This is a genomic window from Halorubrum sp. GN12_10-3_MGM, assembly GCF_005435235.1.
In the GTDB taxonomy this organism is placed as follows: domain Archaea; phylum Halobacteriota; class Halobacteria; order Halobacteriales; family Haloferacaceae; genus Halorubrum; species Halorubrum ezzemoulense.
On record NZ_SGUB01000009.1, the window covers coordinates 25,336 to 51,692 of the forward strand.

General features: G+C 67.9%; 28 protein-coding genes. 14 read left to right on the forward strand and 14 right to left on the reverse strand.

The genetic code is table 11. The annotated features are described in order from the left end of the window. The first annotated feature begins 158 nt into the window (after positions 1–158). The 5 genes from EXE47_RS08530 (at position 159) to EXE47_RS08550 (ending at position 5,709) form a co-directional block, all read left to right on the forward strand. The gene (locus EXE47_RS08530) at positions 159–1,727 is read left to right on the forward strand and encodes a methyl-accepting chemotaxis protein (protein WP_241997561.1); all 1,569 of its coding nucleotides are present in this window, start codon (positions 159–161) and stop codon (positions 1,725–1,727) included. 119 nt (positions 1,728–1,846) lie between these two features. Beyond that, a complete protein-coding gene (locus EXE47_RS08535; protein WP_137708125.1) occupies positions 1,847–2,212 on the forward strand; it encodes a DsrE family protein in 366 nt (121 codons plus the stop codon). 158 nt (positions 2,213–2,370) lie between these two features. After that, positions 2,371–4,764 (forward strand): PAS domain S-box protein, encoded by a 2,394-nt coding sequence (locus EXE47_RS08540; protein WP_158293595.1) that lies wholly within the window; start codon positions 2,371–2,373, stop codon positions 4,762–4,764. 98 nt (positions 4,765–4,862) lie between these two features. Continuing rightward, a complete protein-coding gene (locus EXE47_RS08545) occupies positions 4,863–5,291 on the forward strand; it encodes a helix-turn-helix domain-containing protein (protein WP_137708127.1) in 429 nt (142 codons plus the stop codon). Next, positions 5,284–5,709: a helix-turn-helix domain-containing protein gene (locus tag EXE47_RS08550; protein WP_137708128.1), complete on the forward strand. Its 426-nt coding sequence runs from the start codon at positions 5,284–5,286 to the stop codon at positions 5,707–5,709. The genes EXE47_RS08545 and EXE47_RS08550 overlap by 8 nt, the downstream gene beginning before the upstream one ends. Positions 5,710–5,740: 31 nt before the next feature. Here EXE47_RS08550 and EXE47_RS08555 read toward each other — a convergent pair whose 3' ends face one another. After that, a complete protein-coding gene (locus tag EXE47_RS08555) occupies positions 5,741–7,795 on the reverse strand; it encodes a glycoside hydrolase family 15 protein (RefSeq protein WP_137708129.1) in 2,055 nt (684 codons plus the stop codon). Positions 7,796–7,956: 161 nt separating this feature from the next. Between EXE47_RS08555 and EXE47_RS08560 the strand changes: the two genes are divergently transcribed. After that, a complete protein-coding gene (locus tag EXE47_RS08560; protein ID WP_137708130.1) occupies positions 7,957–8,301 on the forward strand; it encodes a co-chaperone YbbN in 345 nt (114 codons plus the stop codon). A 205-nt stretch (positions 8,302–8,506) separates the two neighbouring features. On the opposite strand, the gene EXE47_RS08565 is transcribed toward EXE47_RS08560, so the two are convergent. Then, positions 8,507–8,929, reverse strand: a complete 423-nt coding sequence (locus tag EXE47_RS08565) for a DUF2127 domain-containing protein (protein ID WP_137708131.1) — start codon at positions 8,927–8,929, stop codon at positions 8,507–8,509. A 146-nt stretch (positions 8,930–9,075) separates the two neighbouring features. On the opposite strand from EXE47_RS08565, the gene EXE47_RS08570 reads away from it, so the two are divergent. From EXE47_RS08570 to EXE47_RS08580, 3 genes are all read left to right on the forward strand, one after another. Next, entirely contained in the window at positions 9,076–9,453 is a 378-nt protein-coding gene (locus EXE47_RS08570) for a hypothetical protein (protein ID WP_137708132.1), read from the forward strand. Positions 9,454–9,589: 136 nt separating this feature from the next. Continuing rightward, entirely contained in the window at positions 9,590–9,772 is a 183-nt protein-coding gene (locus EXE47_RS08575) for a hypothetical protein (protein ID WP_089308243.1), read from the forward strand. 107 nt (positions 9,773–9,879) lie between these two features. Continuing rightward, a complete protein-coding gene (locus tag EXE47_RS08580; protein ID WP_089308244.1) occupies positions 9,880–10,908 on the forward strand; it encodes an NAD(P)/FAD-dependent oxidoreductase in 1,029 nt (342 codons plus the stop codon). A gap of 6 nt (positions 10,909–10,914) precedes the next feature. Here EXE47_RS08580 and EXE47_RS08585 read toward each other — a convergent pair whose 3' ends face one another. Both EXE47_RS08585 and EXE47_RS08590 read right to left on the reverse strand, forming a co-directional pair. After that, the gene (locus EXE47_RS08585) at positions 10,915–12,201 is read right to left on the reverse strand and encodes a M20 family metallopeptidase (protein WP_137708133.1); all 1,287 of its coding nucleotides are present in this window, start codon (positions 12,199–12,201) and stop codon (positions 10,915–10,917) included. A 4-nt stretch (positions 12,202–12,205) separates the two neighbouring features. Beyond that, positions 12,206–12,727 carry a cupin domain-containing protein gene (locus EXE47_RS08590; RefSeq protein ID WP_137708134.1) on the reverse strand — a complete coding sequence of 174 codons (522 nt, stop codon included), beginning with the start codon at positions 12,725–12,727 and terminating at the stop codon, positions 12,206–12,208. Positions 12,728–12,830: 103 nt separating this feature from the next. Between EXE47_RS08590 and EXE47_RS08595 the strand changes: the two genes are divergently transcribed. After that, entirely contained in the window at positions 12,831–13,805 is a 975-nt protein-coding gene (locus EXE47_RS08595) for a DUF3179 domain-containing protein (RefSeq protein ID WP_137708135.1), read from the forward strand. A gap of 45 nt (positions 13,806–13,850) precedes the next feature. Here EXE47_RS08595 and EXE47_RS08600 read toward each other — a convergent pair whose 3' ends face one another. Continuing rightward, the gene (locus EXE47_RS08600) at positions 13,851–15,542 is read right to left on the reverse strand and encodes a glutamate synthase-related protein (RefSeq protein WP_137708136.1); all 1,692 of its coding nucleotides are present in this window, start codon (positions 15,540–15,542) and stop codon (positions 13,851–13,853) included. 261 nt (positions 15,543–15,803) lie between these two features. On the opposite strand from EXE47_RS08600, the gene EXE47_RS08605 reads away from it, so the two are divergent. Next, on the forward strand, positions 15,804–16,217 hold the full coding sequence (locus EXE47_RS08605) for a hypothetical protein (RefSeq protein ID WP_089308249.1): 414 nt from the start codon (positions 15,804–15,806) through the stop codon (positions 16,215–16,217). Positions 16,218–16,238: 21 nt separating this feature from the next. Here EXE47_RS08605 and EXE47_RS08610 read toward each other — a convergent pair whose 3' ends face one another. From EXE47_RS08610 to EXE47_RS08630, 5 genes are all read right to left on the reverse strand, one after another. Continuing rightward, on the reverse strand, positions 16,239–16,979 hold the full coding sequence (locus EXE47_RS08610; RefSeq protein WP_094552808.1) for an NAD(P)H-hydrate epimerase: 741 nt from the start codon (positions 16,977–16,979) through the stop codon (positions 16,239–16,241). Between the two features lie 55 nt (positions 16,980–17,034). Beyond that, a complete protein-coding gene (locus EXE47_RS08615; RefSeq protein ID WP_137708137.1) occupies positions 17,035–17,418 on the reverse strand; it encodes a SaoD/DsrE family protein in 384 nt (127 codons plus the stop codon). Between the two features lie 69 nt (positions 17,419–17,487). Next, positions 17,488–18,525, reverse strand: a complete 1,038-nt coding sequence (locus tag EXE47_RS08620; RefSeq protein ID WP_137708138.1) for a YncE family protein — start codon at positions 18,523–18,525, stop codon at positions 17,488–17,490. Then, the gene (locus EXE47_RS08625) at positions 18,522–19,622 is read right to left on the reverse strand and encodes a sulfurtransferase (RefSeq protein WP_241997562.1); all 1,101 of its coding nucleotides are present in this window, start codon (positions 19,620–19,622) and stop codon (positions 18,522–18,524) included. The genes EXE47_RS08620 and EXE47_RS08625 overlap by 4 nt, the downstream gene beginning before the upstream one ends. After that, positions 19,592–20,947, reverse strand: coding sequence for a hypothetical protein (locus tag EXE47_RS08630; RefSeq protein WP_137708139.1), 1,356 nt, complete (start codon positions 20,945–20,947; stop codon positions 19,592–19,594). The genes EXE47_RS08625 and EXE47_RS08630 overlap by 31 nt, the downstream gene beginning before the upstream one ends. A 156-nt stretch (positions 20,948–21,103) precedes the next feature. Between EXE47_RS08630 and EXE47_RS08635 the strand changes: the two genes are divergently transcribed. Continuing rightward, entirely contained in the window at positions 21,104–22,312 is a 1,209-nt protein-coding gene (locus tag EXE47_RS08635; RefSeq protein ID WP_137708140.1) for a YeeE/YedE family protein, read from the forward strand. Positions 22,313–22,597: 285 nt separating this feature from the next. Here the strand turns inward: EXE47_RS08635 and EXE47_RS08640 are convergent, their stop codons facing one another. After that, complete coding sequence (locus EXE47_RS08640) at positions 22,598–22,930, reverse strand: rhodanese-like domain-containing protein (protein ID WP_089308256.1); 333 nt, start codon at positions 22,928–22,930, stop codon at positions 22,598–22,600. 2 nt (positions 22,931–22,932) lie between these two features. Continuing rightward, positions 22,933–23,232, reverse strand: coding sequence for a sulfurtransferase TusA family protein (locus tag EXE47_RS08645; RefSeq protein ID WP_089308257.1), 300 nt, complete (start codon positions 23,230–23,232; stop codon positions 22,933–22,935). A gap of 150 nt (positions 23,233–23,382) precedes the next feature. Here EXE47_RS08645 and EXE47_RS08650 point away from each other — a divergent pair, with 150 nt between their 5' ends. Further along, positions 23,383–24,402 carry a PLP-dependent cysteine synthase family protein gene (locus tag EXE47_RS08650; protein ID WP_137708141.1) on the forward strand — a complete coding sequence of 340 codons (1,020 nt, stop codon included), beginning with the start codon at positions 23,383–23,385 and terminating at the stop codon, positions 24,400–24,402. A gap of 33 nt (positions 24,403–24,435) precedes the next feature. Here EXE47_RS08650 and EXE47_RS08655 read toward each other — a convergent pair whose 3' ends face one another. Next, entirely contained in the window at positions 24,436–24,699 is a 264-nt protein-coding gene (locus EXE47_RS08655) for a MoaD/ThiS family protein (protein WP_089308259.1), read from the reverse strand. A 273-nt stretch (positions 24,700–24,972) separates the two neighbouring features. Between EXE47_RS08655 and EXE47_RS08660 the strand changes: the two genes are divergently transcribed. Next, entirely contained in the window at positions 24,973–25,830 is an 858-nt protein-coding gene (locus tag EXE47_RS08660) for a molybdopterin-synthase adenylyltransferase MoeB (protein ID WP_137708142.1), read from the forward strand. 64 nt (positions 25,831–25,894) lie between these two features. Here the strand turns inward: EXE47_RS08660 and EXE47_RS08665 are convergent, their stop codons facing one another. Further along, positions 25,895–26,323 carry a desampylase gene (locus EXE47_RS08665; RefSeq protein ID WP_137692212.1) on the reverse strand — a complete coding sequence of 143 codons (429 nt, stop codon included), beginning with the start codon at positions 26,321–26,323 and terminating at the stop codon, positions 25,895–25,897. Between the last annotated feature and the right edge of the window lie 34 nt (positions 26,324–26,357).

Genomic DNA, 26,357 nt, shown 5'->3' on the forward strand with positions numbered 1-26,357 from the left:
AATCGGCACCGACGAATTAAATCGGAGACTGTCACAGCCACCCACATGGACTCGCGACAGATCACGGGCTGCGTCCCGCTTGACCGTCGGCGGAGGTGGGCCGAGTGACGTCGGATCGAAGCCGCCGCAGGGCGGTTCGAAGTCGACTCATCCCCGCCGTGGTGGAACAGAACCGGCTCGTCAAGTTCGGCCTCTCGATCGCCTTCGTCATCGCCGCAATCGCGGTGACGGGCCTCTTCACTATCCGACAGACGGCTGGGGTCGTCGACCCGGCCGCCCACGCCGCCGTGACGCGAAACATCCTCTTGATTATCGGCGTCGCCATCGTCGGCCTCGGAGCCGTCGGAATGGGACTCGCACGCCCGACGATCCGCGAGCTCGACGAACTCGGCCGACGGGCGGAAGCACTAGAAGACGGGAATCTTGATGTCGATCTCGAACCGAAAACAGACGACGAGATCGGCCGGCTTTACGAGTCGTTCGACGCGATGCGGACCGCGCTCAAGGGTCGCATCGAGGATGTAGAGGCGGAGCGAGAGCGCGCCCGCGAAGCCAAACGCGAGACGGAACGATTTGCGGACACGCTCGAGACGCGCGCTGAGGCCTTCGCGGGAACGATGGGAGAGGCCGCAGATGGCGACCTGACCGCTCGGCTCTCGGTCGAGCGCGACGACCCGGAGGCGCTCCACGAGATCGCGGACGCGTTCAACGAGGCGCTGTCGGAGCTCGAGACTACTGTCTCCGACGTGCGCCGCTTCGCCGACGAAGTGGCGGACGCGAGCGACGCGATGACGACGAGTGCGGAGGAGGTCGCCGCGGCCGCCCGCGAGACGAGCGGGTCGATAGACGAGATCTCCGCCGGCGCGGAGAAACAGAACGACCGGCTCGTCGAGATCGCCGGCGAGATGGAGACGATGTCCTCGACAACTGAGGAAGTCGCCGTTTCGGCTGAACAGGTCGCAGCGACTTCGGAACGGGCGACCGAACTCAGCGATGAGGGTCGGTCGGCGACGCGACGCGCCGTCGAGGAACTCCACGCCGTTGAGGAGCGGTCCCGGTCCGCGACGGAGGCTGTCGGCCAGCTCGAAGACGGGATGGAGCGCATCGGCGTCATCGTCGACACGATCACGGAGATCGCCGATCAGACGAATCTGCTGGCGCTGAACGCCTCAATCGAAGCCGCGCGGGCCGGCGAGGCAGGCTCCGGATTCGGCGTCGTCGCCGACGAAGTGAAAAGCCTGGCCGAGGAGACGAGCGAGGCCGCCGCGGAGGTCGAGTCGCTCATCGACGAACTCGAGGAGCGGACCGACGAGAGTGTGACGGAGATGGCGGCGATACGCGAGCGGATCGACGCCGGCGTCGACACGGTGGAGGCGGCGGAGGCCGCGCTCGCCGACATCGATGACCGCATCACCGAGGCGGACGACGGTGTCAAAGAGATATCCGACGCGATGGACGAGCAGGCCCGCGCGGTCAACGACGTAACGACATCGGTCGACGACGTCGCCGAGATCAGCCAGCGGACCTCGACGAACGCCTCGTCGGTCGCGGCTGCGGCGGAAGAACAAGCCGTCTCCTCGGATCGCGTCTCTGAGAAGGTGGAGGGCCTAGCGGAGCGGACGACCCGCCTCCGAGAGTCGCTCGCGACGTTCCGGACCCACGACCGGACGGAGACGACGGCGATCGGAGGAGACTCCGATGGCACGGTCTCGGCCGCCGACGACTGATGGGGAATCGGTTACCCCGAATGCTCAGTTTCAGTCGGCGCTTCTGTCCGGTAACCGCAGAGTAACGACGTAACCGGGTCCCCCGATAGCGTTTATATTGGCTCTCACCGCCGATCCGTATGGGAAAGTACGCGGTGTTGCTCAGCGCTGGGCCCGACAGAACTGGGAGCGCGCTCAACGGGGTGGAGTACGCGCTCCGGCTCGCCGACGGCGGCCACGACGTACGGGTGTTTCTCGACGGGGCGGCAACTCGATGGCCGAAAGAGCTAGCGACGCGGGCAGACCACCCGCTCCGCGACGCGCTCGACAGGGCTGTGGCCGGCGAGGTCGGGATCGCCGCCTGTGCGTACTGTGCGGCCGCGTTCGACGCGACGGCGGGCTGTCGAACGGAGGGAATCCCACTTCTCGGAACGGCCGGTGAAGAGCACGGTCCGGACGTCGCGGCCCTCGTCGCCGACGGCTATGAACTGCTCACGATGTCCTGACGAGTGCGCGGGCGAGGCCGAATTGATCTAATTGCCCACTCCGCGATTGGTTTCTTAAGCGTGCGTACCGAACGAACTAGTCGAGAGGCACACCGAATGAACGACGGACACTCCCCGCTTCGCCTGGCGTCATGAGCGATGTGCCCGAATCCGGTTCTGTGACGGGCGACGACCCGGAGTCGACGATCTTCGAACGGCTGTTCGAGCACACCCCCGATGCGGTCCTCGTCATCGACCCAGAGGCGAACCGCATCCTGCGGTGTAACGACCAGGCGTGCGAGCTGCTCGGGTACGACCGAGAGCGCCTCCTCTCGCTCGGCCCACCGGATATCCACCCGCACGACTACGATGTCTTCGAGTCGTTCGTCGAGTGCGTCCGCGACAGGGGGAGCGGGTTCACCGCAGAGCTGTCGTGTCACACGCGGGGCGGCGAGGTCGTTCCCGTCGATGTCACCGCGACGACCGTCCGGTTCGGTGAGGACGACCAGATACTCACGATCGTACGGGACGCATCGGCGCGGACAGAGCACGAGCGTGAACTGCGCCGCCGATCAGCAGCGATGGCCGCGGCTGACGACGGGATCGCCGTGCTTGACGCGGACGGTGTCGTCGTCCACGCGAACGCCGCTTACGCCTCCCTGTTCGGGTACGATGACCCGGACGCGATCGCCGGTAGGAGCTGGGACGACCTGTACGCGAGCCCGGATCGGTTCGAACTCGACTGTCGACCGACGGTCGTCGATTCCGGAGAGTGGCGCGGCGACCTGACGGCCTCCCGAACGGACGGCGACGAGCTGCCAGTCCGCGCGTCGGTGACGGGTCTCGAAGGCGGTGAGTTCGTCTGTGTTGCCCGCGACGTGAGTGAAGAGCGTCGTCGGGAACGCCGCCTAACTGGGGTGACCGAGGCGAGCCGTGAGCTCCTCGCTGCGGCCGACCGCGAGGAGGTGAGTCGAATCGCAATCCGGACGGTCGTTGACGCGCTAGGCCACGAGCTCGCCTGCGTTCGACTGTACGACCCCGACGCCAACGAACTGGTGCGGACCGCGACATCGGATGCGGCCGCGGCGCTCGTCCGGCAGGCGGTCGCGTACGACCTCAAGTCGTCAAACGCCGGTGCGGCGTACCGAAGCGAGGCAACGGTCCGAAACGAGTCAAGAGAAGACGACGCGTACACCGACGACCCGTGTCGGGCCGAGGTCCACGTTCCGCTCGGCGAGTTTGGGGTACTGAGCGTTTTCGACCGCGAGGCGACGCTAACGGAGGAGGATATCCGGCTGATCGAACTGTTCGCCGGCGTGGTCCACTCGGCGTTGACCCGCGCCGAACGCGACGAGCGGCTCCGGTCCCGTCAGAGCCAGTTGGAGCGTCGCCGCGAGGAGCTGACGGCGGCGGCTCGGTTCAACTCCCTCGTCACCGAAGTGATTCGTTCAGTACTACGGGCGACCAGCGGAGCGGCGGTCAAACAGTCTATTTGTGACGACCTCGCCAAATCGTCGTTGTACGAAGCAGCGTGGATCGCGACTATCGGGACGGGAGACGACGCCGATGCCGTGACGATCGACTCCAGCTCGGTCGCGACGGACTCGTTCAGCGAGACCAACGCGGAGTCATTCCTCACGTCGCCGTTCGCGCGGCAACTGGTCCGGCAGGCCAATGAACGGGACGCCGCAGTCGTCCAGCGGCGGCGATTCGAGTCCGAAAACGGGACTGCGGCGGACGCCAACACGGAGTCCATCGCCGCCGCAGTCCCCGTGGCCTGCGGCCGACAGCGGTTCGGCGTGCTTGCCGTGGCCGGGACCGAAGAGAGCGGATTCACCGAGACGACACAGAGCGGGCTTGAGCTGCTCGGGGAGACGCTCGGATTCGCTATCATCGCTGACCGACGCCGAAACACGCTGATCGAGAGCGACGCGGTCGAGCTGGAGTTCTCTTTCGCAAGTCCGCTGGGTGACCTGTCCGCGGCGTTCGACTGCCGGTGTGACCACCTCGGGAGCGTCGCCGACGGTGATGACACGCACGCGTATGAGACGCGGATTACGCATGGAGACTTCGATGAGATCCGAGCCTTCCTCGACGAGTACCCCGAAATTCGCGGGTGCCGACTCGTCGAGTGTCGCGGCGAGACGTGTCTCGTCGAGGTCACCGTGGCGGGCGCGCCGCCGGGGCTGCTCGCCGAGGCCGGGTTCGGACTGGTGTCGCTCCACGCGAGCGACGGCGACACGAGGCTGATCGCCGAGGTTCCGAGCGACGAAGACGTCACACGCGTGCTTGACGCGCTCTCGGAGTACTGGAACGACGTCGAGCTGGTCGCTAAGCGCCAGACACTGACACGTGGGGCGGACCTTCCGGTCCCGACTGACGGCGCGGCGGGTCTTACTGACAGGCAGCGGTCGGTACTGGAGACGGCCTACGAGAAGGGGTACTACGACTGGCCTCGCGACCACACTGCCGAGGAAATAGCCGAGAGCCTCGATATCGCCTCGTCGACGCTCCATCAACACCTCCGCTCTGCGGAACATGCGCTTGTCTCGTCGTTCGTCGACGACGAGTGAAGCTACACGCTGCTGACCGGATACCTATGTGTCTCGGTACCCCTCACCCGAGACACGTAGCGTGGGTGACCATACTGGTGGCGCATGACTCACAGTATATGAGCACCGAACGGATCCCGCTGTCCCGACTCGACGGCTCGCACGAGCGCACGCAGCGCCTCCTCATCGAGGTCGCAGACGTGTTGGGCCACAAGTGGCACCCGGTCATCCTCACGCAGCTGCTGAACGGAGAGCACACGTTCAGCGAACTCGCCGCGGCCATCGACGATGTGTCGAACAAGATGCTCTCGGACAGCCTCTCGACGCTCGAAGCGGAGGGGCTCGTCGACCGCGAGGTGGTGAGCGAGAAGCCGGTTCGGGTCAAGTACGCGCTGACCAGTCGGGGCCAAGAGTTGGAGGCGGTCCTCGATCCGATGCTCAGGTGGGGCCGCGAACACTTGACTGAGAACGGGGCGGAGCGGACGCGGAAGCCAACGACCCCGCACGTTCCCGGTCGCCCCGGCAGAGAGGTGACGGACGATGAGTAGCCGAACCGACCTGCAGACGGACCTCTCTCCCGACACGCGGGCCGAGCGCGGAGCCGGTCAGCGGGGAGCGAGAGCCGACGAGCCGGAACTCGCGGTGAAGGCCCCCGATCGAGATGAGGTGTTCCGGACGGTGTTCGGCCTCGGCGAACAGGACGTCCGAACGTACGACGCCGTCGTCGAGGTCACGGGAGCGACGACGAGCGAACTGGCCGGTCATCTCGACCGCGACCGCAGCAACGTGAACCGGTCGCTGAAGCGGCTCCGGGAGACCGGTCTCGTGACCCGGGGCCGCCGACTGCTCGACGAGGGGGGCCACGTCTACCAGTACTACATCAACGACGAGCCCTCCGAGGACCTCGTCGCTCGCGCGATCGATCGGTGGCGGTCGGCGGCGCTCGACGCAGTCGCGTCGGAGTAGCGCCGCCCGCCGTCGGCCGTCCACTCCGTTTTTATTCCGTGTCACTCCCGGGGGCCAGCCCGAACGCCTCGTTGCGGACGTGGTTTTCGACGAGCAGCAAGTACGTCGCCTGGCTCCACTGGAGGTTCGAGTTCCACCTGACCCGGCCGCTCCCGTCGACACGCTCCGGGAGGAGCCCGGCGCTCGTCGTCCACTCGCGGGCGTCCTCGAACACGTGGTCGGCGACTGCGCCCGAGTCGGTCCCGCCGAGCCACCGAGCGGCGTCGGCGTACGCCTCGCAGAGCGGCCAGCCACCGTCCTCAACGGTACCAGTCGGGGTGTAGCGATCCCCGGGATATCTGCCGAGACAGGGGGAATCGCCTGCGACCCACGCCTCGTCGTCAGCAGCTGCGAGCGTCGCGGCGACGGAATCGCTGTCCGCGTCGACGACGTTCCACGGCCAGACGGCCATGAACGCCGCCGCGTCTGGCCGAGCGTCGGCCGACGGGTCGGACGGCGTCTCCGGGCTGTCGGCCGTGACGAGTGCGTCGCCGTACGGTGTGGACTTGAAACAGTATTTTTCGAAGTTATCCGCCCACACCGTCGCCTGCTCGCGGCACTCATCTGCGAATGCCTCGTCGCCGCGCGCGTCGGCAAGTTCGCCCATGGCGCGCAGCCCCGCGATCGCGGCTGCGGTGCCCTCGGTGCTGTGGCCCCAGATCTCCTCCCACGGGTCCTGGTGCTTCTTTGGGAAGCCGTACCCGTTGTCGTACGAGAGGAGGAATTCCGCGGCGCGGCGTGACATGTCGTAATGCTCGTCGAGGAGGTCGTCGTCGCCCGTCTCCCGCCAGACGAGCCAGTGTGCGTATATCGGGCCGCCGACCTGGTCGAGCTGGAGCGCCCGCCAGTGGGCCTCGCCCGTCACGTAGTAGTTCTGCCACCACGTCCCGTGTCGGTCGATCCCCCGGTCGTCGACGACGTCGCCGGTGATCTGGTTCTCGTCGAACCACCGGAGCGCGAGTCGCGCCTCGTGCTCGGCCCCGGCCGCGATCAGCGCCTGCGTGATGATCACCTGATCGCGCGGCCAGATGAACTTGTATGTCATGTCACTCGGCTTGAACGCGCCGGCGATGACGCCGCAGCAGCCGTCCTGCGCGCACTTCATCGCCGTCAGCGACCGCTCGTACAGGTCGTTGACCGCGGGGTCGTCCGTCGGGCCGTCCGACACCGTCTCGTGCCACTCCTCCCACGCTGTCGCGAACGACGCCCGCTCCGACTCGTACCCCCGATCGAGGAGCCGGAGGGCGTGTTCGATCGCCGACTCCTCGCCATACCCGAACCCCACCCCAGTGAGCCACGACGCCGCGTCGGTCTCGCCGACGTACAGCCCGACGCCCACGTCGAGGTTCCCCTCGGCCCCCTCGGCGTCGTCAATGAACCCGTCGTTCCCCTCGTAGATGTCCGCCCAGGCGCTCCGGTCAGGCCCCGCCGTGACGCCGGTGTGACCGATCCGGCGGCCGTCGAACTCGCGGTCCCCGTCCCGGTCCTGCGCGAGCGCGAGCCACCGGTCGCCGTCGGTCGCGACCACCAGTTCCGCACCATCCCGCTCGGTGACGAACGCCTCCTGGACCGCGTTGGGGTCCTCGTGGTCGTGGCCGTGGATCCCGAGGTCGGCGACGGTGTAGAACGTCCGCTCGGCGACTGTCTCGAAGTCGGCCTCGGTTTCGATCAGAAGGCCGCAGGTGTCGACACTCGCGACGACGCGCTGCGTGATGGCTCCGGTAGATCCCGGCTCGTCAAAGCGATTCTCGAGAGTGATCTCCGGGACCGTGCTCGACGCGTACGAGACGTCGCTCTCGACGGCGTCGTCTCTCGCGTCCAGCGTGTGTCCCTCGTCGGCGTTCCACGCGAGTGTGTGGAGGTCGTAGAATAACTCGATGTCTGACCGGAACGCCGACGTCTCCTCGATGATCGCCCCGTGGCGGCCGCGCTCGGGATCGTCGTATCTGTTCGCGGTCAAGAGGACGTTCGCACCGTCGTCGCGCGGCGCGCTGAGGATCGCGTCCTTGTCGCTCGGTACCGACGGCGCGTTCGACTCGACTGGCATGGTCGGTGAACGATTGTCTAGTTGATAAGACCATGGCGGAAATGTATTTGTGTTACCAACCGACATGATGGAGGGAGGTTCTCGCGGTCGGTGACCTGTCGGTAACCCGCTTACCGCGCGGTTCGGGAACCAATATACCGTCGGGAATCCTCTAACCACGTATGTCATCCGACGCGGCTTCCGGCGACGGCGCACAGGCGGGCGGAATCATCGACGTGGAAAGCGCGGCATCTTTCAAGGAGACGATCGCGGAGAACGACCAGGTCGTCGTCGACTACTTCGCGGATTGGTGTGGCCCCTGTAAGCAGCAAACGCCCATCCTCGAGGAGTTGTCCGGGACGATCGATGCCCCGGTGCTCGGCGTCGACACCGACGAGCACAACGGACTCGCCGCCGAGGCGGGCGTCCGGTCGATCCCCACGGTCGCGATCTACCGCGGAGGCGAGGAGGTCGAGCGGTTCGTTGGCGTCACTGGCGCCGACAAGATTCGGGCGGCGCTGGAGTGAGGACGGGGAGCGCTGAGACGGTCCGACGGCCTCCGGACCGCGGCGGCCGTCGACGCGTCTTGCTGTTTCACTCTGTTTCCGCCGAATATCTTGTCCTGTAAACTGTTCCAGCGGCCGCATTTTATTCAGATCTGCGTTGCTGAGCGCCGGACACGGAAGACACCGGACCGGCATTGTCGGACAGCAATGAAGAGACACCGGAGGCTTACGCGCTCTCGTCCCGTCGGTCGGTACGTACCGCCGGGGACAGAGCGGCCCCCGCGACACCGACCGCAGTCGCGACGTTCAGGTAGAGCGTCGGCCGGGAGAACCCGACGACTACCTCCACGATCACCCAGACGAGGAGCGCCAGCGCGACACCGATCGCTCCCGGCCGCGCCCACGCTCGCCGCGTATAAAGCCCGTAACAGACGATCGATGACACCATACCGAACACCAGAAACAACGCGAAACCCGGAAGGAGGAAGTTCTCGATCGGTGCGTTGTCGAGCGGCCCGGTCGGCAGTCCCACGAGTTCGCCGGATGGGGACACAAGTAGCGCTGTGCCACCGGCGAGCGCGCGAACCGATAGCTGTCCAAGCAGCAAAAGTAGGAGCCAGAACGAGACTGGACGGCCACGGACACTCATCGCTCAGGCTAGGGCCGCCTCGTACACGAAAGTTAGCAATTCTATGAGCACCGACCAGCTTGCGCAGGGAATGAGATCAGTCCGGGTGTGCGACTGAGGCGCACGCGCATGGTGGTTACTTATAGTAACCACGCGTCTTCATTCGTATGGACGAAAGCACAGACTACACGAATAGAGACGACGATACTGACGACTGTACGACGACGGCATCGTTCGACGACCACGGCATCGACGACGGGTCGGAACTGATCCGGCGCACCTACTACCGGCTCGTCGCCGACGGCTGGGACACCTTCGAGCCGACCGAGCGGTTCCTCGATCGTCTCGCGGACGCGTTCACGAGAGCGTATCTCACCGCGACCGGCGCCTACGAACTCCCGCCGCACGTCGTGGCCGCGGTCGACGACGCCCGCGTCTGGGTCGGTCTCGAGTTCGCGGACGACCCCGACGCCGACCTTCGCGGGACGGTTATTCCGGCGTTCTACCGGCACGCCGCCGGATTCCACTGCGCGTACCGGGACTGAGAGAGAGGGCGAGCGCGGCGGCGCAACGTCACCGAATCAGCATCTCGGACGCCCCGATACGTGACATCGGGACCGCGCATGTGTCGCCGCCACATTAACTAACTATTTTATAAACTCACAGATTGTATGGTTGAGTATGTCTGACACGATTGAGTGCCCCGAGTGTGAGGCGAGCATCGATTCGACTGACGACCTTGAAACGGAGGGCGAAGTCGCCGAGATCGAACCGGAGGACGACGGTTCGTTCCAGCTCTACGAGAACCACGATCTGTTCCTCTGTAAGAACTGCCGGAAGCCGCTCGGCATCTCCAGGCCGTAGCCCGTCTCGCGGTCGGCCGGCGCTTCAAACACCGACACGTTCCGTCCCGCGTCTGTGCGTGTCGGCTACAACACGGGTTTTTGTTCGGTCCGTGTGTTTACGGTCGTATGTCTCAGTCACTCGACGCTGAGTCGTACGACGTGGTCGTCGTCGGCGGGGGTCCCGCCGGCCAGACAGCGGCGCTGTACAGCACTCGATTAGGCCACCGCACCGCCTTGGTTGACCGCGGCGGCGGTCGCGCGGCGATGATGCAGGAGGTCCACAACCTGATCGGCACGCGAGAGGAGACGAGCGGGAACGAGCTGCTCGGCGTCGGGAAAGAACAGCTGGAGGAGTACGGCTGCGACCTCCACCGCGACGTGATCGCCTCGTGTAATCGCGAGGGCGACGACGACCGCATCGTGCTAGAGGGGAACAGTGCGGTGTACGAGACTGGCGCGGTCGTCCTCGCGACAGGCTTCAACGACGTGCGCCCTGATCCGCCACTGCCGCGAACGGGACGCGGGCTCCACTACTGTCTGCACTGCGACGCCCACATGTTCGTCGACAAACCGGTGTACGTGATGGGGCACGCCGAGAGCACCGCGCACGTGGCCGGTATCATGCTCAACTTCACCGACAACGTCGACATCCTCACGCGGGGCCACGAGCCGCAGTGGAGCGACGACACAGCGGAGATGCTGGAGAACCACCCGATCGACGTGGTCAGTTCGGACGTCTCCGGTGTACAGAACGGCGAGGACGGCTGGCTGAAGGCGTTGGAGTTCGAGGACGGGACGACGCGCGAGTACAAGGGCGGGTTCGCGATGTACGGCTCCGAGTATAACAACGGGCTCGCTCGCGAGCTCGGCTGCGATCTCAACGACGACGGGACGGTCGACGTCGGTGACCACGGCGAAACGTCGGTCGACGGCGTGTACGCTGTCGGCGACGTGACGCCGGGCCACAACCAGCTCCCGATCGCTCTCGCTGACGGCGCGAAGGCCGGTATCTCGATCCACTTCGCGCTCCGGGAGTTCCCGCGGACGCCCGAGGCGCTGCGGGAGGCCGGCCCCGTTCGCGACGAGGAGGTCCCTGGCATTCCTGACGAACTACTCGAACAGGCGGTCGACTTCCACACGTACGGCGGGGACTGACCGAATTCAGCGGTCGTCGGAACCGGCGGTTCCGTCGTCGACCCGAGCTGCGAACTCACCGACAAGCCGCGCGTACGCCTTGGCGTTCCGGACGAGCGCGTCGACCGTTGTGTACTCGTCGACCGCGTGGGCGGTGTCCGTCCCGAAGCCGAACTCCACGGTCGGAATCCCGTCATGGCGCAGATCCTTCGCGTCCCCGCCGCCGGTCGCGCTTCGGCGGTAGATCCGCCCCTCGACGACCGACTCCGCCGCGGCCGTACTCGCTTCGACCAGCGGCGAGTCGATCGGTTCGTAACTCCCGCGGCTCCATGAGACGTCCGCAACCGAGATCCCTTCTATCCCGCCGAGACAGCGCCGGATCGACCCGAGCGCGTCGTGAGTCTTGACGGTCGCGGTCAGTCGGATGTCGATCTCTGCGCGCGCCGACGCCGGGACGGTGTTGACCGCGCTCCCGCCCTCAATCACGCCGAGGTTGACCGTCGGATACCGGAACAGATCGCGGACGGTCTCGGCGTCTAGCTCCTCCCCGTGGAAGCCGACCGACTCCTCGACGATCGGCTCCATCTCTGGGGCGACGTCCAGCTCTCGGGTCCCGAACTCTCGTTTGAGCCGATCGATCGCGGCCGTCAGTCGGTCGATAGCATTGATACCCAGCATCGGCCGCGACCCGTGTGCGGCCTCACCGGTCGCCTCTAACGTCAGCCAGATGGCGCCGCGGTCCGCGATCGACACCGCGCAGCGGCCGTCCCGCGAGGTGGTCTCCCCGATGACGCAGGCGTCGGGCACGAACTCGATCGCCTCTCTGACGCTCGGGAGGCCGGCGTCGCCGCCGGTCTCCTCGTCGCTCACAAACGCGAACTGCAGGTCGACCGGCGGTGCCGCGTCGGTCTCGGCGTACGCGAGCGCGACGTGGGCCATCGCGGCGACGGCGCCCTTCATATCCGTCGCGCCGCGGCCGTAGAGCCGGCCGCCGTCGCGTTCGCCGAGGGGATCGCGCGACCACTCCGACGCGTCGAACGGGACCGTGTCGTGGTGGCCGACGAGACAGAGCGTCCGGTCGGCGACGCCCGGCAGCGTCGCGACGAGGTTCGGCTTCTCCGGGTCGACCGCGATCCGCTCGACGTCGACGCCGGCCCCCTCCAAGCGCGAGGCGATCCACGAGGCCGCGGTCGCGGTGTGGCCCGGCGGGTTCGCGGTATCGTGGCCCAGGAGCACCTCCGCGGTCTCTACGAGGTCTGCCCGGTTATCGGCGAGGAATCGCTCGACCGGCTCGGGAGCGCGGGGCTCCGACATCGCCCTACGGCACCTCTCCGTCCATCGATCCGCGGTACCAGCGGCCCGTCTCGGCGCCGCACTCGAGGCACCGGGTGACGACGGCCTCGCGCCCCGACCCCTCGCCATCGTCGCCCGGTTCGATGACGCGGTCGAACTCGCTGTCCCGCTCGGCGTCGCAGTCGGGGCAGTACCGGAGCCGCGGCATCTCGCCGTACTCCAGCGGGGCGCCGAGCGCGAGCGCGCGGACCGGCTCGTCGCCGCGGTTCCAGCCGCGCTGGAACTCGTCGCGACCGAACCGCACGACCTCGTTTGCGCCCACCTCGACCGGCCCCTCCTCCGTTTCGAACGTCGCGGTACCGGAGATGACGTAGAACGCTTCCTCCTGAACCTCGTGACTGTGGTACGCGAACGCGAAGCTGTCGCCCGGTTCGAGCTCGTAGTAGTTCACGGCCATGTCCGTCAGCCCGAGAGCGTCGGTGAGCGGTCGCATCACCGCGGCCGGCTGGAGCGAGTTCTCCACATCGTCGACGCGGACGCGTTTCATACCCGCCAGTGCGCGGCCAGTCGAATAAGCGGCGCGGCGCTGTGCGGTGACGCCCCCAACCCGCGAGCAACCGAGTTATGTCGGGCGAGCGCCAGTCACCGACGTGACCGTCCGACGAGTCCTCCCGCGGGACGCGATCCCGAGCGTCGACGAGCCCCGGTTCAGCGGCGCGTACGACGGGGACGCCGACGACCGCGTCGTCGCCGTGACAGACGCCGATCCGCCGCGCGCGTACCCCGTGCGGTACCTCCAGTTCCACGAGATCGTGAACGACGCCCTCGACAGCGGCGACGGCGGCGATCCGATCGCCGTCACGTGGTGTCCGCTCTGCGGGAGCGCGGTCGTGTACGACCGGAGCCACGCGGGGCGGACGCTTGAGTTCGGCGTCTCCGGAAAGCTCGCGGACGACGACCTCGTGATGTACGACCGCGAGACGGAAAGCGAGTGGAAGCAGTCGACCGGCGAGTGTATCGACGGTGCGTTCGAGGGCGAATCGATCGCCGTCCGCCCGGCGGCAATGCTCTCTGCCCGGGAGTTCCGCGAGTCGTACCCGGACGGCGTCGTCCTCGACCCGCCGGGTGGAGAGAGCGAGGCCGCGAGCGACGACGACGAGCCCGCGCCGATCGACTACGCCGAGTCGCCGTACGAGGCGTACGCCGCGGGCGAGGGGTTCGGGCTCGCGGCACACCGCGGCGCGGCCGACACCCGGGAGTGGGACAGCCCCGCGGACCTCGATCCGAAAACCGTCGTGTTGGGCGTCGAGTTCGACGGCGACGCGCTCGGCTTCGCGTTCTCTCGGGTGCGGGCGGCCGGCGGCGTCGCGCGGGCGACAGTCGGCGACCGGGACGTGGTCGCCTTCGCGGCGGATGACGGTATCCACGCGTACGCGGACCCCGGTCACGAGTTCGAGACGACCGACGGTGGCGTCTCCGGCGACGGGACGACGTGGGATCCGACCACGGGCGCCGCGGCGGACGGTCGTCGGCTCGAACGACTACCGGCGCGACGACTTTATGCGTTCACCTGGCTGGACGACCACGGTCCAGACGCGTTTCACCAACCTGACTCGCTCGAGTGAGCCGCTGGTCATCACCGAGCCGGATCACTGAGTCTGGCCGACCGTTCACCGCCGACGCCCCTCCGCCCCCACGCCCCCGTACTCGACGCCGGTGAGGTCGGCGACGTCCCGTTTCCACGTCGTCAGGTCGCGGCGCTCGAACTCGGTCAGCACGTCGTGACCGCAGGCGCGGGCCATCACCTTCATCAGCTTCACCGTCGCGGCAAAGTAGTTCGCGAGCCCCTCGGCGGCCGAGTCGATCACGAGTCGGTTCCGGAGCCCCTCCTTCTGCGTCGCGATCCCGACCGGGCAGTTGTTCGAGTCGCACGCCCGCATCCCGAGACAGCCGATCGCCTGCATCGCGGCGTTCGCGACCGCGACGCCGTCGGCGCCGAGCGCCAGCGCCTTGATGAAGTCGGACTCGGTGCGAAGCCCGCCGGTGGCCATCAGCGTCACGTCGTCCGCGTCGCGCGCGTCGAGGTGGCGGCGTGCCCGTGGAATCGCCGCAATCGTCGGCACCGAGATGTTGTTCTTGAACACGTCCGGCGCCGCGCCCGTCCCGCCGCCGCGGCCGTCGAGGATTAGGTAGTCCGCCCCGGCCTCCAGCGCGAAGTCGATGTCGTCCTCAACGTGTTGCGCGGAGAGTTTGAACCCGACCGGAATGCCGCCGCTGACCTCGCGGACGCGGTCGGCCATCGCCGCGAAGTCGTCGGGCGTCTCCAAATCGTCGAACCGCGCGGGGCTGACCGCGTCGGTGCCCGGCTCGAGACCCCGGACCTCCGCGATCTTCCCCTGGACCTTCTCGCCCGGGAGGTGGCCGCCGGTACCGGTCTTCGCGCCCTGTCCGGCCTTGAAGTGGAACGCCTGTACGTCCGCGACCTTCTCGATGTCCCAGCCAAACTTCCCCGTGGCGTACTCGTAAAAGTACCGCGAGTTGACCGCCTGCTCCTCGGGGAGCATGCCGCCCTCCCCGGAGCAGATCCCCGTGCCGGCCGCGTCGGCGCCCTTCGAGACGGCGACCTTCGCCTCCTCGCTCAGCGCGCCGAAGCTCATGTCGCTGACGAACACCGGGATCTCCAGTTTGAGCGGGTTCTCCGCGTTCGGGCCGATCACCAATTCCGAATCGACCGAAGCCTCGTCGTCGAGGGGGGTGCGGTCGAGCTGGGCGGTGAGGATCTGGAGGTCGTTCCAGCTCGGCAGTTCCGTCCGCGGAACTCCCATCGCGGAGACGCTCCCGTGTTCGCCGATCCCCTCGGGCCCCTCGCGGGCGAGCTTCTGGATGTAGTGGGTGTGCGGCTCGGTCTCGGCCTCCGGCTCCCCGTAGAACTCGGGGTTCACGGCGGCGTCCACGTCGTCTGCCTCCTCGGCGCCGTCCGGTAAGTCGTACGGCTCCGGGTGGTCGTCGGCCCACTCGGCGACCGCCGCCGCGTCGACGTACACCGCCGCCTCGCCGTCGTCGTCGGCCTCGACCCACGCCGGGAACTTCTCTAACCGCTCGGAGTTGTCGTACTCGCTGATCCCGGTGTCGTACCGGTAGTCCCAGCCGTGGACGCCGCAGATGAGGTCCTCGCCCTCGACGTGGCCGTCGCCGAGGAGCACGCCGCGGTGGAGACACCGGCCGTACAGCACCGACACCTCGTCGTCGTACCGGACAACGACGAGGTCGACGCCGGCCGCTCGGGCGTGGGTGGGCTCCCGGTCTCCGAGGTCGCTCCACGTCGCGACCCGCTCGGGGTCGCGTGCGCTCTCGGCGCTCATCGGGTCCGTCGCTCCTCCGTCGGGCCCGTGCGTCCGTCGCCGCTCGTGCCGCGCTTCGCGTCGCCGATCACTGGCGCCATTGATGGCTGAACCCTCCGTCTCACGGGGTATAACCCTCCGGTGAGTGTGACGTAACCGCCCCGTCGAACGTCGATCCCTCGCCGGTCGACGATCGAGTGTCGTGTGAGGGAGTCACATGAACGTAACCGTGTCACGCGCCCCTCAGAGAGCGTTTATGTAGAGCGTCGCGTCGTGGAGGGTATGGCAGCCGAGACCGAGGCGGCCGCGTTGGAGCCGCTCACGACCGCTGAGATGGAATCGACGATGGCCGGGATCAAGCGGATGCTCAAGATCGGGGCTGCGTTCGCCGCCGTCGGCTACCTGCTGGTCGGGTTCGCGCTCTTCGTGGAGATCACCGCGTTCCACCCGCTGTTGGAGGAGTACTTCACCACTCACACCGGGTGGAGCCTCGCCGGCGGCGGCGCGGACCGGGCGGGGGAAACCGCACTCAACTCGCAGCTCGCGACGATCCACTCGTTCCCCTCCGTGCTGTTGTGGCTAAAGCTCGGCGGCGTCGCGCACGTCCTCGTCGGGATCTTCGTCGCGCTCGCGGCGATCGTCCGGACGCTGGCGCTGATGCCGCACCGCCTGGCGTACGAGCTGGCGGACGAGTAGGTCCGCGCCGACCATCGCCTCTCAGCGCCTCGACAGCGGGACGGCGAACTCGTCGCCGAAAGGGTCCTCGTACTCAATGTCGAGCCGGTCGTACACCGTCGCGGGAATCGAGAGGTCGACGAGGCGGAGGTCGCCGCCGATAGCCGCGAGCCCGGTTTTCGGCAGCGCGAGCGTGACCGTGTGGTCCGGCTCGACCGCGGCTCCCGGGGTCTCACCGGTGGTCGCGTTCGTCCCGGACGGGACGTCGAGCGACACGACCGTTTCCGCCGCATCGCCCGTAGCCTCGATCAGCTCCGCGGCGGCGCCGCGGGGCGCCCCCGTCAGTCCGTAGCCGATCAGCGCGTCGACGACGAAACCGTCGAGCGCCGTGTCGGTATCCGTGTCTCTGTCGGGCGATCCGATCGACACGTCCATCGCTTCCAGGATTCGTAGTTGCTCCGCGGTGACGCCGTCGACCGAAGCGGGGTCTCGGTCGAGAACGACCCGTACGGGAAGGTCCCTGTTCGCGAGGTGGCGGGCACACGCGAGGCCACCGCCGCCGTTCCCCCCGTTTCCGGCGAGCACCGCGATGTGGCCGTCGCTCCCGTCGCTCGACCGGACGTCGAGGACGGCCTCGGCGAGTCCCCGGCCGGCGTGTTCCATCATCCGGCGGAGATCGAGGCCGATCGCTTCGACGGCAACGCGGTCGACCGCCCGCATCTCCGCAGCCGTGACCGCCGTCACGGGGCGCCCATTGGGGTCGTCGAACGCGGACGCGTCCATGCGGCGTCGTTCGGGGCGCGCGTCAAAAACGGTGCGGGGTCGGAGAACGCGGGAGCTACAGCGTGATGACTTGGTCGACGCCGGCCTCACCGAGCGCCTCGTAGAGGTCGGGGAAGCAGCCGACTGTGGCGCCCTCGACGGTGTCCGTCGGCCTGTAGTGGTCGCGGCCGTGGTCGTCGGTGTGGTCGAACTCGGCGAGCCCGCGGCGCGTCGCGCACTGGTCACAGAGCATGAGCAGGATCTCCTGCTCGGCCGCAACGTCCGCGAGCCGCTGACCGAGCGGGTCGTCTTCCCGGAGCGCGTACGTGTTGTCGTGGAAAAAGAACATGCCGACCACGTCGGCGCCGTGCGCGCCCGCCTCCAGCTGCGGGAGGATCATGTCGCCGAGCACGTAGTCGATGGTCTGTCCGGCCGTCGCAAAGACGTATGCTACCTTCACGGGCGAGAGACGGCCAACGGAGGAATTACGGCGGCGACTCCGGCAGGGTTCCCCGCGGCCTGTGACGCGTCAGACCACGACCGCGCCGAACGGGTACGCCGGCGTGTCGGCGGTCCAGACGATCCCGTCCGCGACGTCGACGAGCGAAATCCGGTTGTCGTCGTAGTGAGACACCACGAGCCGCCCGCCGCCCACCGGTGCTGCGACGAGCCCCGGCACGTTCGTGTCGACGACCTCGCCATCGAGCGAGCGAAGTCGAGCGGCCTCGGCGTCGATCACCCACCAGTGACCGTTCGCTTTGAACAGGTCGACTGGGCGGGAGAAGCCGTCGTGGACCGCTTCGAGCGTCAGGTCCGGCGAGAACTCGTGGACCGTCCCGTCGGCCCTCCCCGGGACGAACACGCGGTTGGCAGTGACGACGAGGTCGTACGGGTCCGCCCCGACCGCGGCCGCTTTGCGAACGTGGCCGACTCGGGTCGCAGGTGCGTCTGGCTCTTCGTCCCCGTGACTAGCCGGCTCGAATACGACGATCCGGTCTCCGTCCTGATCGACGGCGTACCCGTGGTGCCCGTCGGGCGTGAGCGCGACACCCTGTACCCTCGCCTCCGGGCCCACGTTGACCGTACCAATCCGTTCGTGAGTCGCGGTATCGACGACATCGACGAGGCCGTCTCGCCGACTGCCGCTGTAGAGGCGGTCGCCGTTGGGCGCGACGGCCAGTTCGTGCGGCTCCGCGCCGACGCCGATCCGGTCGGTACGTGCCAGTTCCACCGGATCGATCACCGCGAGCGCGTCGCCGGCCGAACAGGCGACGTACAGCTCGCCGTTCGCGCTCGCGAAGTGCGAAGGGCCCAAGACGCCGGTGTCGATGCGGGTCACCTCGCCACCGGGGTCGACCGCGGTCACCGACCGCTCGCCCATCGTCGCGACGAACGTCCGGTCGGCAGTCGTCGTCGCGTGGACCGGGTGGCTACCGACCGGCACCTCGCCGAGCGAGTCGCCCGTGGCGAGCGCGAACAGCGCGAGAACGTCGGCGCCCTCGCAGGGGACGGCGACGACACGGTTCGGCGCGTCTTCCGCTCCCTCGCCGGCACCGTCCGAGTTCATCCCGTACAGGAGAAGTCGCCGCTGCTGTCGTCGCCGCCGACGCTCCCCTCGGTCTCGACCACGACATTCGTCGCCGTTTCGACCGGGTGTCGCCCGCGGTCGTCCGCGTTCGCCCACTCACCGAAGCCGCCGTCGTAAACGCGGACGTCATCGAAACCGATCGCCCGCAGCGTGAGCCACGTCGAGGTCGGATCCACGTTGTCGTCGCCGTACACGACGACGGTGTCGCTCGGATCGAGCCCGCCCTCGCCCTCGTACAGCTGGACGAGGCGCCCCGGCTCCGTCATTCGGCGGCCGGAGACGTTCCCTACCCAGTGGACATCGATCGCGCCCGGGAGGTGGCCGTGGCGCTCGTGGTCGTCGTTCAGCGCGGCCGAGCCGGCCGCGGCCAGGTACGCCTCCGGCACCCGCACGTCGACCAGCCCGGGCCCACCGTCGTTGAACGAGCCGACCCGCTCGGCGAGCCACTCGCGGGTGACCCACGTCGAGGGCGCGGGGTCGGGCTCGTAGTCGGCCGTCGAGACATCCCGGCCCGACCCCGTCCCGAGCCGGCCGTTCCACCCGTCGAGGCCGCCGTTCAGCACCTTGATTTTGCCGCGGTGGCCGATCGCCGCGAGCGCGAACGCAGTCCGCGTGACCCGCGAGCCGACGCTCGCGCCGTACACGAGCACGTCGTCGTCGGGCGCGACGCCGACGGACCCGAACGCGGCCGCGATCGCGTCGGCGTCCGGAACCGCGCCGTCGTCCGTCCCCGTCCGGCTCGTGATCGCGTCGAAGGGAACGCGGCGGGCGCCGTAGATCCGCTCCTCGCGGAACCGCGCCGCGTTCCGCGCGTCGAGGACGACGGCGTCGTCGCGGTGTTCGGCCAGCCAGCTCGGGCCGACGAAGTGGGCGACGTTGCCCGTCACCTCGTACTGCGAGGCGACGTTGGCGGGCGTCGAGACGCTCAGGCAGCCGGCCGTGCTCGCTGCGCCCGCGACCGTCGCGCCGGCCGCGGCGCGGAGGAGTCCGCGGCGCGTCGCGTCGCCGCTCTCGTCGCCGTCGGCCTCCGGGGGTTCGTCGACCATCAGCCGCAGTAGCAGTGGTCGTCCATACACCACGACGCCTCCATGTCGCCGAAGGTGATGCCGAGCGACGCGAGCGAGGCCTGAAGGCTCGACACCGCGTCGCTCTCGGGGCGGACGGTGCCGGCGGCGGCGCCTGTGGGGGCCTCGCCGACCTCAATCGTCGTCGCCACCTCGCGGTTCGCATGGTCGATCACCGCGACCTGGTTGGCGTCCTGGACCGGAACGTACAGCTTCTCTCGGTTCGGGCCCCACGCGCCGGCGATGCTGCTGCCGCCGACATCAAGCGTCGTCGCGTACTCGTTGGCCTCTAAGTCGATCACGCCGACGCCCTCGCCCGGTATGAAGAGGTACGCGGCGGTGTTGTCCGGGGCGACCTCGCTCGTGATCGGCGCGCCCGGGAGTCCGTCGTCGCGTGTGACCTTCGCGATCTCCTCGGGGTTCTCCGGGTCGGAAATGTCCCAGACGCTCTCGGAGCCCTCGCGGGGCACCTCGGGGTCGCCGCCGAGCGTCCCCTCGCCGTTCTCGACGAGGAGCAGGTCGCCGTCGAAGGAGGCGGTACACATGAACGGGAGGACGTTCCCCTCGGTGACCGGCTCGCCCGCGTCGATCCGGGTCACCGTCTCGAACGGGTCGACGCTCAGCACCCGGATCGCCTCGTCGGCGACGTCGACGACGAACGCGTAGTCGCCGTTCGGCCCGAGCGTCATGTCGCAGGGGCCGACGTAGCCGGTCTCGATCTCCGCGGTCACCTCGCCGAAGGTGTCGCTGTCGCGGTTCGCGTCGACGCGGAAGATCGCGTGGTTTGCGTCGCCCTCGGGCGCCATCCCGGTCGTGCCGCCGGAGGCGATGAGGAGGTGGTCGCCGTCCGGCGTCAGGTTGGGGTAGTTCGGGCCGAACCCGGTCTCGACGTACGCCAGCTCCTCGAGCGTGCGCTGGTCGACTGCGCGGACGCCGCCGGAGACGTTGAGCCAGAGCACGTCGTGGTCGGACTCGGCACCGGTGGAGTACTGGTTGGCCGGGAAGGAGGCGGTGGTCCCGAGGAACGCCGAGGTGACGAGCTCATCGTCCTCGGCATCGATGACGCTCAGCGTCCGGTCGCCGTTGTTGAACACAAACATCGTCGGGACGGCTTCGCCGTCGCCGCCGTCGCCGCTGCCACCGCCAGAACAGCCGGCGAGGGCGGCGGTCGCACCGACGGTCCCCGAGGCCTGAAGCAGGCGTCGCCGGTCGACGCCGTCCGCGAAGGGGTTCCGACGGGCGTCGTTCGCCAGCTCCTCGCCTTTCGCGGGTCGCGGGGACGCCGCCGTCTCCCCGTCGCCGGAGTCGCTCGACCCGCAGCCGCAATTATCGCTCATACGGAGCAAATGAGCCCTTGCGGCTAAAGCCTCGCCGAACGCCCGTCTCGTTGCCCCGTGTCCCACGTTTCGGCAACAATTACGCTGATCTCCGATAGAAGGGGTTCATTACCGTGTCCGGCGCGGATTTAGGTGCGAGGACAATAAAAAGAGCCAATGATACTCTCGCCGAGCGCCTATATCGGCGTCTCGATTGCCGTCGGTCTCGCCTTCGGTATCTTACTCCAGAAGGCGCGCTTCTGCTTCGTCAGCGCATTTCGTGATTTCGTCGCGTTCAAAGACACCCGCGTGCTGAAGGGGCTGCTCGCCGGAATCGCCGTGATGACGGTGTTCTGGAGCCTCCAGGCGACGTTCGGTTACTTCCGCGGGTTCTGGACGCCGGCGTGGGGGCTCGGGTCGCTGTTCGGCGGCTTCGTCTTCGGACTCGGGATGACGCTCGCCGGCGGCTGCGCGTCGGGGACGCTGTATCGCGCGGGACAGGGATACCTCCAGTTCTGGCTCGTCCTCCTGTTCATGTTCGTCGGCTACGTTCTGTTTGCGTTTGCGTTCCCGGTTGCGGAGACGTACTACTTCCAGACGCTGAACCCGTTCGAGGGGCAGACGCTCTACCTCGCGCTCCCCTTCTCGCCGGCGGTCACGGGCTTGCTCGCGGTCGCCGTGGGGACGCTCGCGTACGCCTTCGTGAAGGGTCGCAGCCAACTCCCGGACGACCCCTCGGGCGGCACCGGCGTCGCCAGCGACGCGCGGGCACAGGCCGCGCTCGGCGGCTCACGACTGCTCTCGTCGGTGGCGCTCGGCCTCCGCGGCATCGCCGACGGCACCGTTGAGTACGTCCGCGGGATCCGCGCCGACGACCGGCCGCTGACGGTCCGCCTGCGCGACTCCTGGGACGCCCGGACCGCGGGCGTTGCGATGGCGCTCGTCGCCAGCCTCTGGTTCTCCGTCCACGGCCACTGGGCGATCACTGGTAGCGAGGCGCGCTGGGCCGGCTACCTCCTCGCCGGGGCAGGGTTCGACGTCGCGAGCGTCGAGTACTGGGGCTCGATCCTGTTCCGTGACGGGAACATCTCGCTCACTATCGACATGCTGATGATCGCGTCGCTGATCGTCGGCTCGTTTATTGCCGCGTACGCCTCCGGCGACTTCCGGATCCGGAAGCCGAAGCTGAACCGCGTGCCGAACTACGCGGTCGGCGGCCTCCTGATGGGCGTCGGCTCGCGGCTCGCGGCCGGCTGTAACATCGCGAACCTGTTCTCCGGGGTCGCGCTCCTGTCGGTCCACTCCTTCCTCGCCGGCGCGGGGATCATCCTCGGCGTCTACGTGATGACCCATTACATGTACCGCGAGGTCGGCTGCGCGATTTAATCGGGATTTCCAACCGGTTCCGGATTTCTTGGTTGAGTCGATGATACGCGTGAGTTTGACGGAGTGACTTCTAGGGGATAGATGCGGAACACCTCACGCCCCCCAGCCTCGTCGGCTTCGCTCCGGTCGGCCGACTCCCTCGCGCGTGTGACTTGCGCCCTGCGGGCGCTCGTCGGTACGCGCTATCGCGGGTATCAGACCTAAACCGTCGCATACGTCTTTCAGACGCGACGCTACTCGGATCTAAAACTCTGCGAAAAGAACCCAAGAAACGAGACTGCCCGTTCAGGCGTCCGCCGCGCCGGACTCCAGCTCGAACGTCCACTCCTCGTAGCCGCCGGCCATACTGGCGACGACCACGTCGTCCTTGACACCCTCGTAGCTGCTGATCAGCATCGCGGCCTGCTTCGACGACTCGCCGACAGGACAGGCGCACACCACGTCGGTGTCGTCCCAGTCGATGTCGGGGACTCGAGATGGGAGGTCGCCGAGCGGGACGTTGATCGAGCCGGGGATATGGCCCTGCTCGTACTCCGCTGGCGGCCGCGTGTCGATGACGCGGATGTCGCCATTCTGGGCGCGCTCGTTGACTTCCTCGGGGGTAAGTTCCTCGACCATGGTCATTCCTTCCGCATGAAGATGCGGTAGCGGCCGTCCCCGGACTTCCACACCTTGGCCGTCGCGTCCTCGCCGACCGCCTTCGGGACGTTCTCTGTGCTGGGCACGTGGTCCGTCTCTTGGACGAGCACGTCGCCGGGCGAAAGCCCCGCGATAGCCTTCTTTGCCTCGACCTGTGGGTACGGACAGACTTCGCCGGTCATGTCCTGTACCTCGGTCGCGTCTTCGAAGAGCGCCTCGGCGGTCTCGTCGTCGAGCTCGTCGGGCATCTCGACGACGTCGTCCCACGATAGTTCACTCATGGACCCTCGTACGACACTCGTCGTGGAACCCCTTTCGTGACCGGCAGGCTTCTCCCGTATCTCGGACGGGCGTTTCCCGCGCACGACCGCGTCGAGGTCCGAGACCGCCGTTTCCGTCGGACTCTTATTTGGGAGCGGCGAACGGAGGGTATGACCGGACACGCCGTCGGCGAGTCGACGATCTTCGAGACGCCGCTGCTCGAACTCGAGCTCGGCTTAGAGAGCGACGCCTCGGTGTACGCGAAAGCCGAGTGGTTCAACCTCTACGAGGCGCCCCACGGCGGCGGGTCGATCAAGTCCCGGATCGCGAAGGGGATGCTCGACGGCGCTGAGGAGCGCGGCGACCTCGAACCGGGCGTGACGGTGATCGAGCCCACCTCCGGCAACACCGGCAGCGAGGTGGCCCGACTCGCGACCGCCCGCGGCTACGACGTGGAGATCGTCATGCCCGACAACGCCGCGGGCGGGAAGGTCGAGGCCGTCCGCGACGCGGGCGCCGAGATCCACTTCGTCGACGCCGACCTCGGCTACGACGCCGTCATCGAGCGCTGCGAGGAGATCGTCGCGGCGGACCCCGACGCCTACTACCGCCCAAACCAGTACGAGAACCCGGACAACCCCGGCACCCACGAGCGGACGACCGCACGCGAGATCCACGCGGCCACCGACGGCGACGTGACCCACTTCGTCGCCGGCGCCGGAACGGGCGGCACGATCACCGGGACGGGCCGGGGGCTGACTGACCTGAGTGACGGGACGGTCGAGATTGTCGGCTTCGAACCCGAGGAGCCGCTCCACGCCATTGACGGGCTGAAGTACCTCCGCACGGGCGACCACTACCACCCGGAGACGTACGACGAGTCGGTGCTCGACCGGAAGCTGTACGTCACGACCGACGACGCCTATGAGCGCGCCCGGGCGCTCCGCGAGCGGTACGCCGACGACCCCGTGCCGATCGCGGACGCCGGGCAGTACGACCTGGAGACGATCCGCGAGAATCTCCGCGTCGACGGGCAGTTCGTCGTGGGGACCTCGGCCGGCGCGGGCGCGGCCGCCGTTGCGGCCCTCGACGCGGCTGGCGACCTCGCGGACGACGACGCCGTCGTGTTCATGCTGTGCGACCGCGGCGACAAGTACGCGGACATCCCGCTGTGGGAGGAGTACCTCTGAGCGCCCGAAAAGAGCCGAGAAGTGTCGACCGTCTTACTGGCCGCCGCTCGCCGCGGGGATGACCCGCACCTGCGCGTCGTCCGGAACCTCCGCGTCGAGCCCGTCGACCGGAGTTCCGTCCACGTAGACGTTGATGAACTCCTTGATCTCGCCGTCCTCGATCACGCTGTCGCGCAGCTCGTCGCCGTGTTCCGCGGCGTGGTTGTCGAACAGTTCCGCCACCGTCTCGCCGGCGATTTCGACCTTCGACGTCGCTGACCCGCCGACCAGCGCGGCCGGGAGTTTAATTGTGGCCATACCGCTCGTTCGACGCTCGTCCTCAAAAGGGGCGTGTCGACGGCAACGTCGACCACGGTCTGACACGGTTGCCGGCGGCATCAGAGTGAATTCCGCCGGTTCCGGCAGATCCACAACCTCTCAACGGTGGCGATACCGGCAGCTACGGAAGTCTCGCCGCGGCGATCGGCGCGTCACACGCCGTCTGTGCGCCCGCGACGCACCTCCGAGATGGCGGCAGTACCCACCGGTGGACGGCCGGCTTAACCGTCCGCAAACGGTATAGAAGCGTGAATGAGTGATCTCGACCTCGACCCAACGCAACTCGACCGCTACTCCAGACACATCATCCTCGACGACGTGGGGCCCGAGGGGCAGAAGGACCTGCTGGACGCGGAGGTGCTGGTGCTCGGCGCCGGCGGGCTCGGCGCGCCGATCATCCAGTACCTCGCCGCGGCCGGCGTGGGCACGCTCGGCATCGCGGACGACGATGAGGTCGAGCTGTCGAACCTCCAGCGACAGGTGATCCACGGCGACGACGACGTCGGCCGGAAGAAGGTCGACTCGGCCGCGGAGTTCGTCGCAGACCTCAACCCCGACGTGGACGTCGAGCGCCACGAGATGCGGGTAACCCCCGACAACATCGAGGAGCTAATCGACGGCTACGACTTCGTCGTCGACGGCACGGACAACTTCGAGACGCGCTACCTCGTCAACGACGCCTGTACCCTCGCCGGGATCCCCTTCTCGCACGGCTCCATCTTCCGGTTCGAGGGCCAGGTGACGACGTTCGCGGGCGACGACGACTCGCCGTGTTACCGCTGTCTGTTCCCCGAGGCGCCGCCAGCCGGGATGGTCCCGAACTGCGCGACCGCTGGCGTGCTGGGCGTCTTGCCGGGCACCGTGGGCTGCCTCCAGGCGACCGAGACGGTCAAACACCTCATGGGCAAAGGCGAGAGCCTCGACGGCTCGATGCTGTTCTTCGACGCCCTCGACATGGAGTTCGACAAGGTCGAGATCCCCAAGCAGGACGACTGCCCGGTCTGCGGCGACAACCCCGCCATCGAGTCCGTCCACGACGTCGAGTACACCGCCTCCTGTGCGATCGACGTCGGCGGCGACTCCGAGCCGGAGATCGAGGCGAGCGACTGAGCCCTGCCCGACCCGCTGTCTTCTCTCGGTTTTCCGCTCCGGTTCCGACTCCCGGTCGACCCGGCTACCGTTCGCTCCGGACCGACACCGTCTCCTGTTCGAACTCGTCCGCATCGTCGCGCCAGCGCCACGACCCGACGAACGGGTAGCCGTCGAGCGCACAAATGACGTACGAGTGGCCCGGCCACGTCGCCCGCGCGGCGTCCGTTTCGCTTGGGTGCGTCGGGCCGGTCGGGTGCGAGTGGTAGAAGCCGACCACGTCGAGGCCCGCGTCCTCGACAGTCTCGATCAGCTCGAACTGCTCTTCGGGGTCGATCAGGTACCGGATCTCGGGCGTCTCAGCGACGTTCTCCGCGGCGTACGTCTCCGTGACGACGCTCGGGTCGCCGTCGTCGCCGTGTTCGCCGGCGAGGACGCCGCAGATTTCGGCCTCGCCGCCCTCGTACGCCCGATACACGATGTCGTCGTACGCCGCTCGCGTGAGTTCGATCATGTCGGGAGATGGCCCGACGGCGTCATAAGTCCGT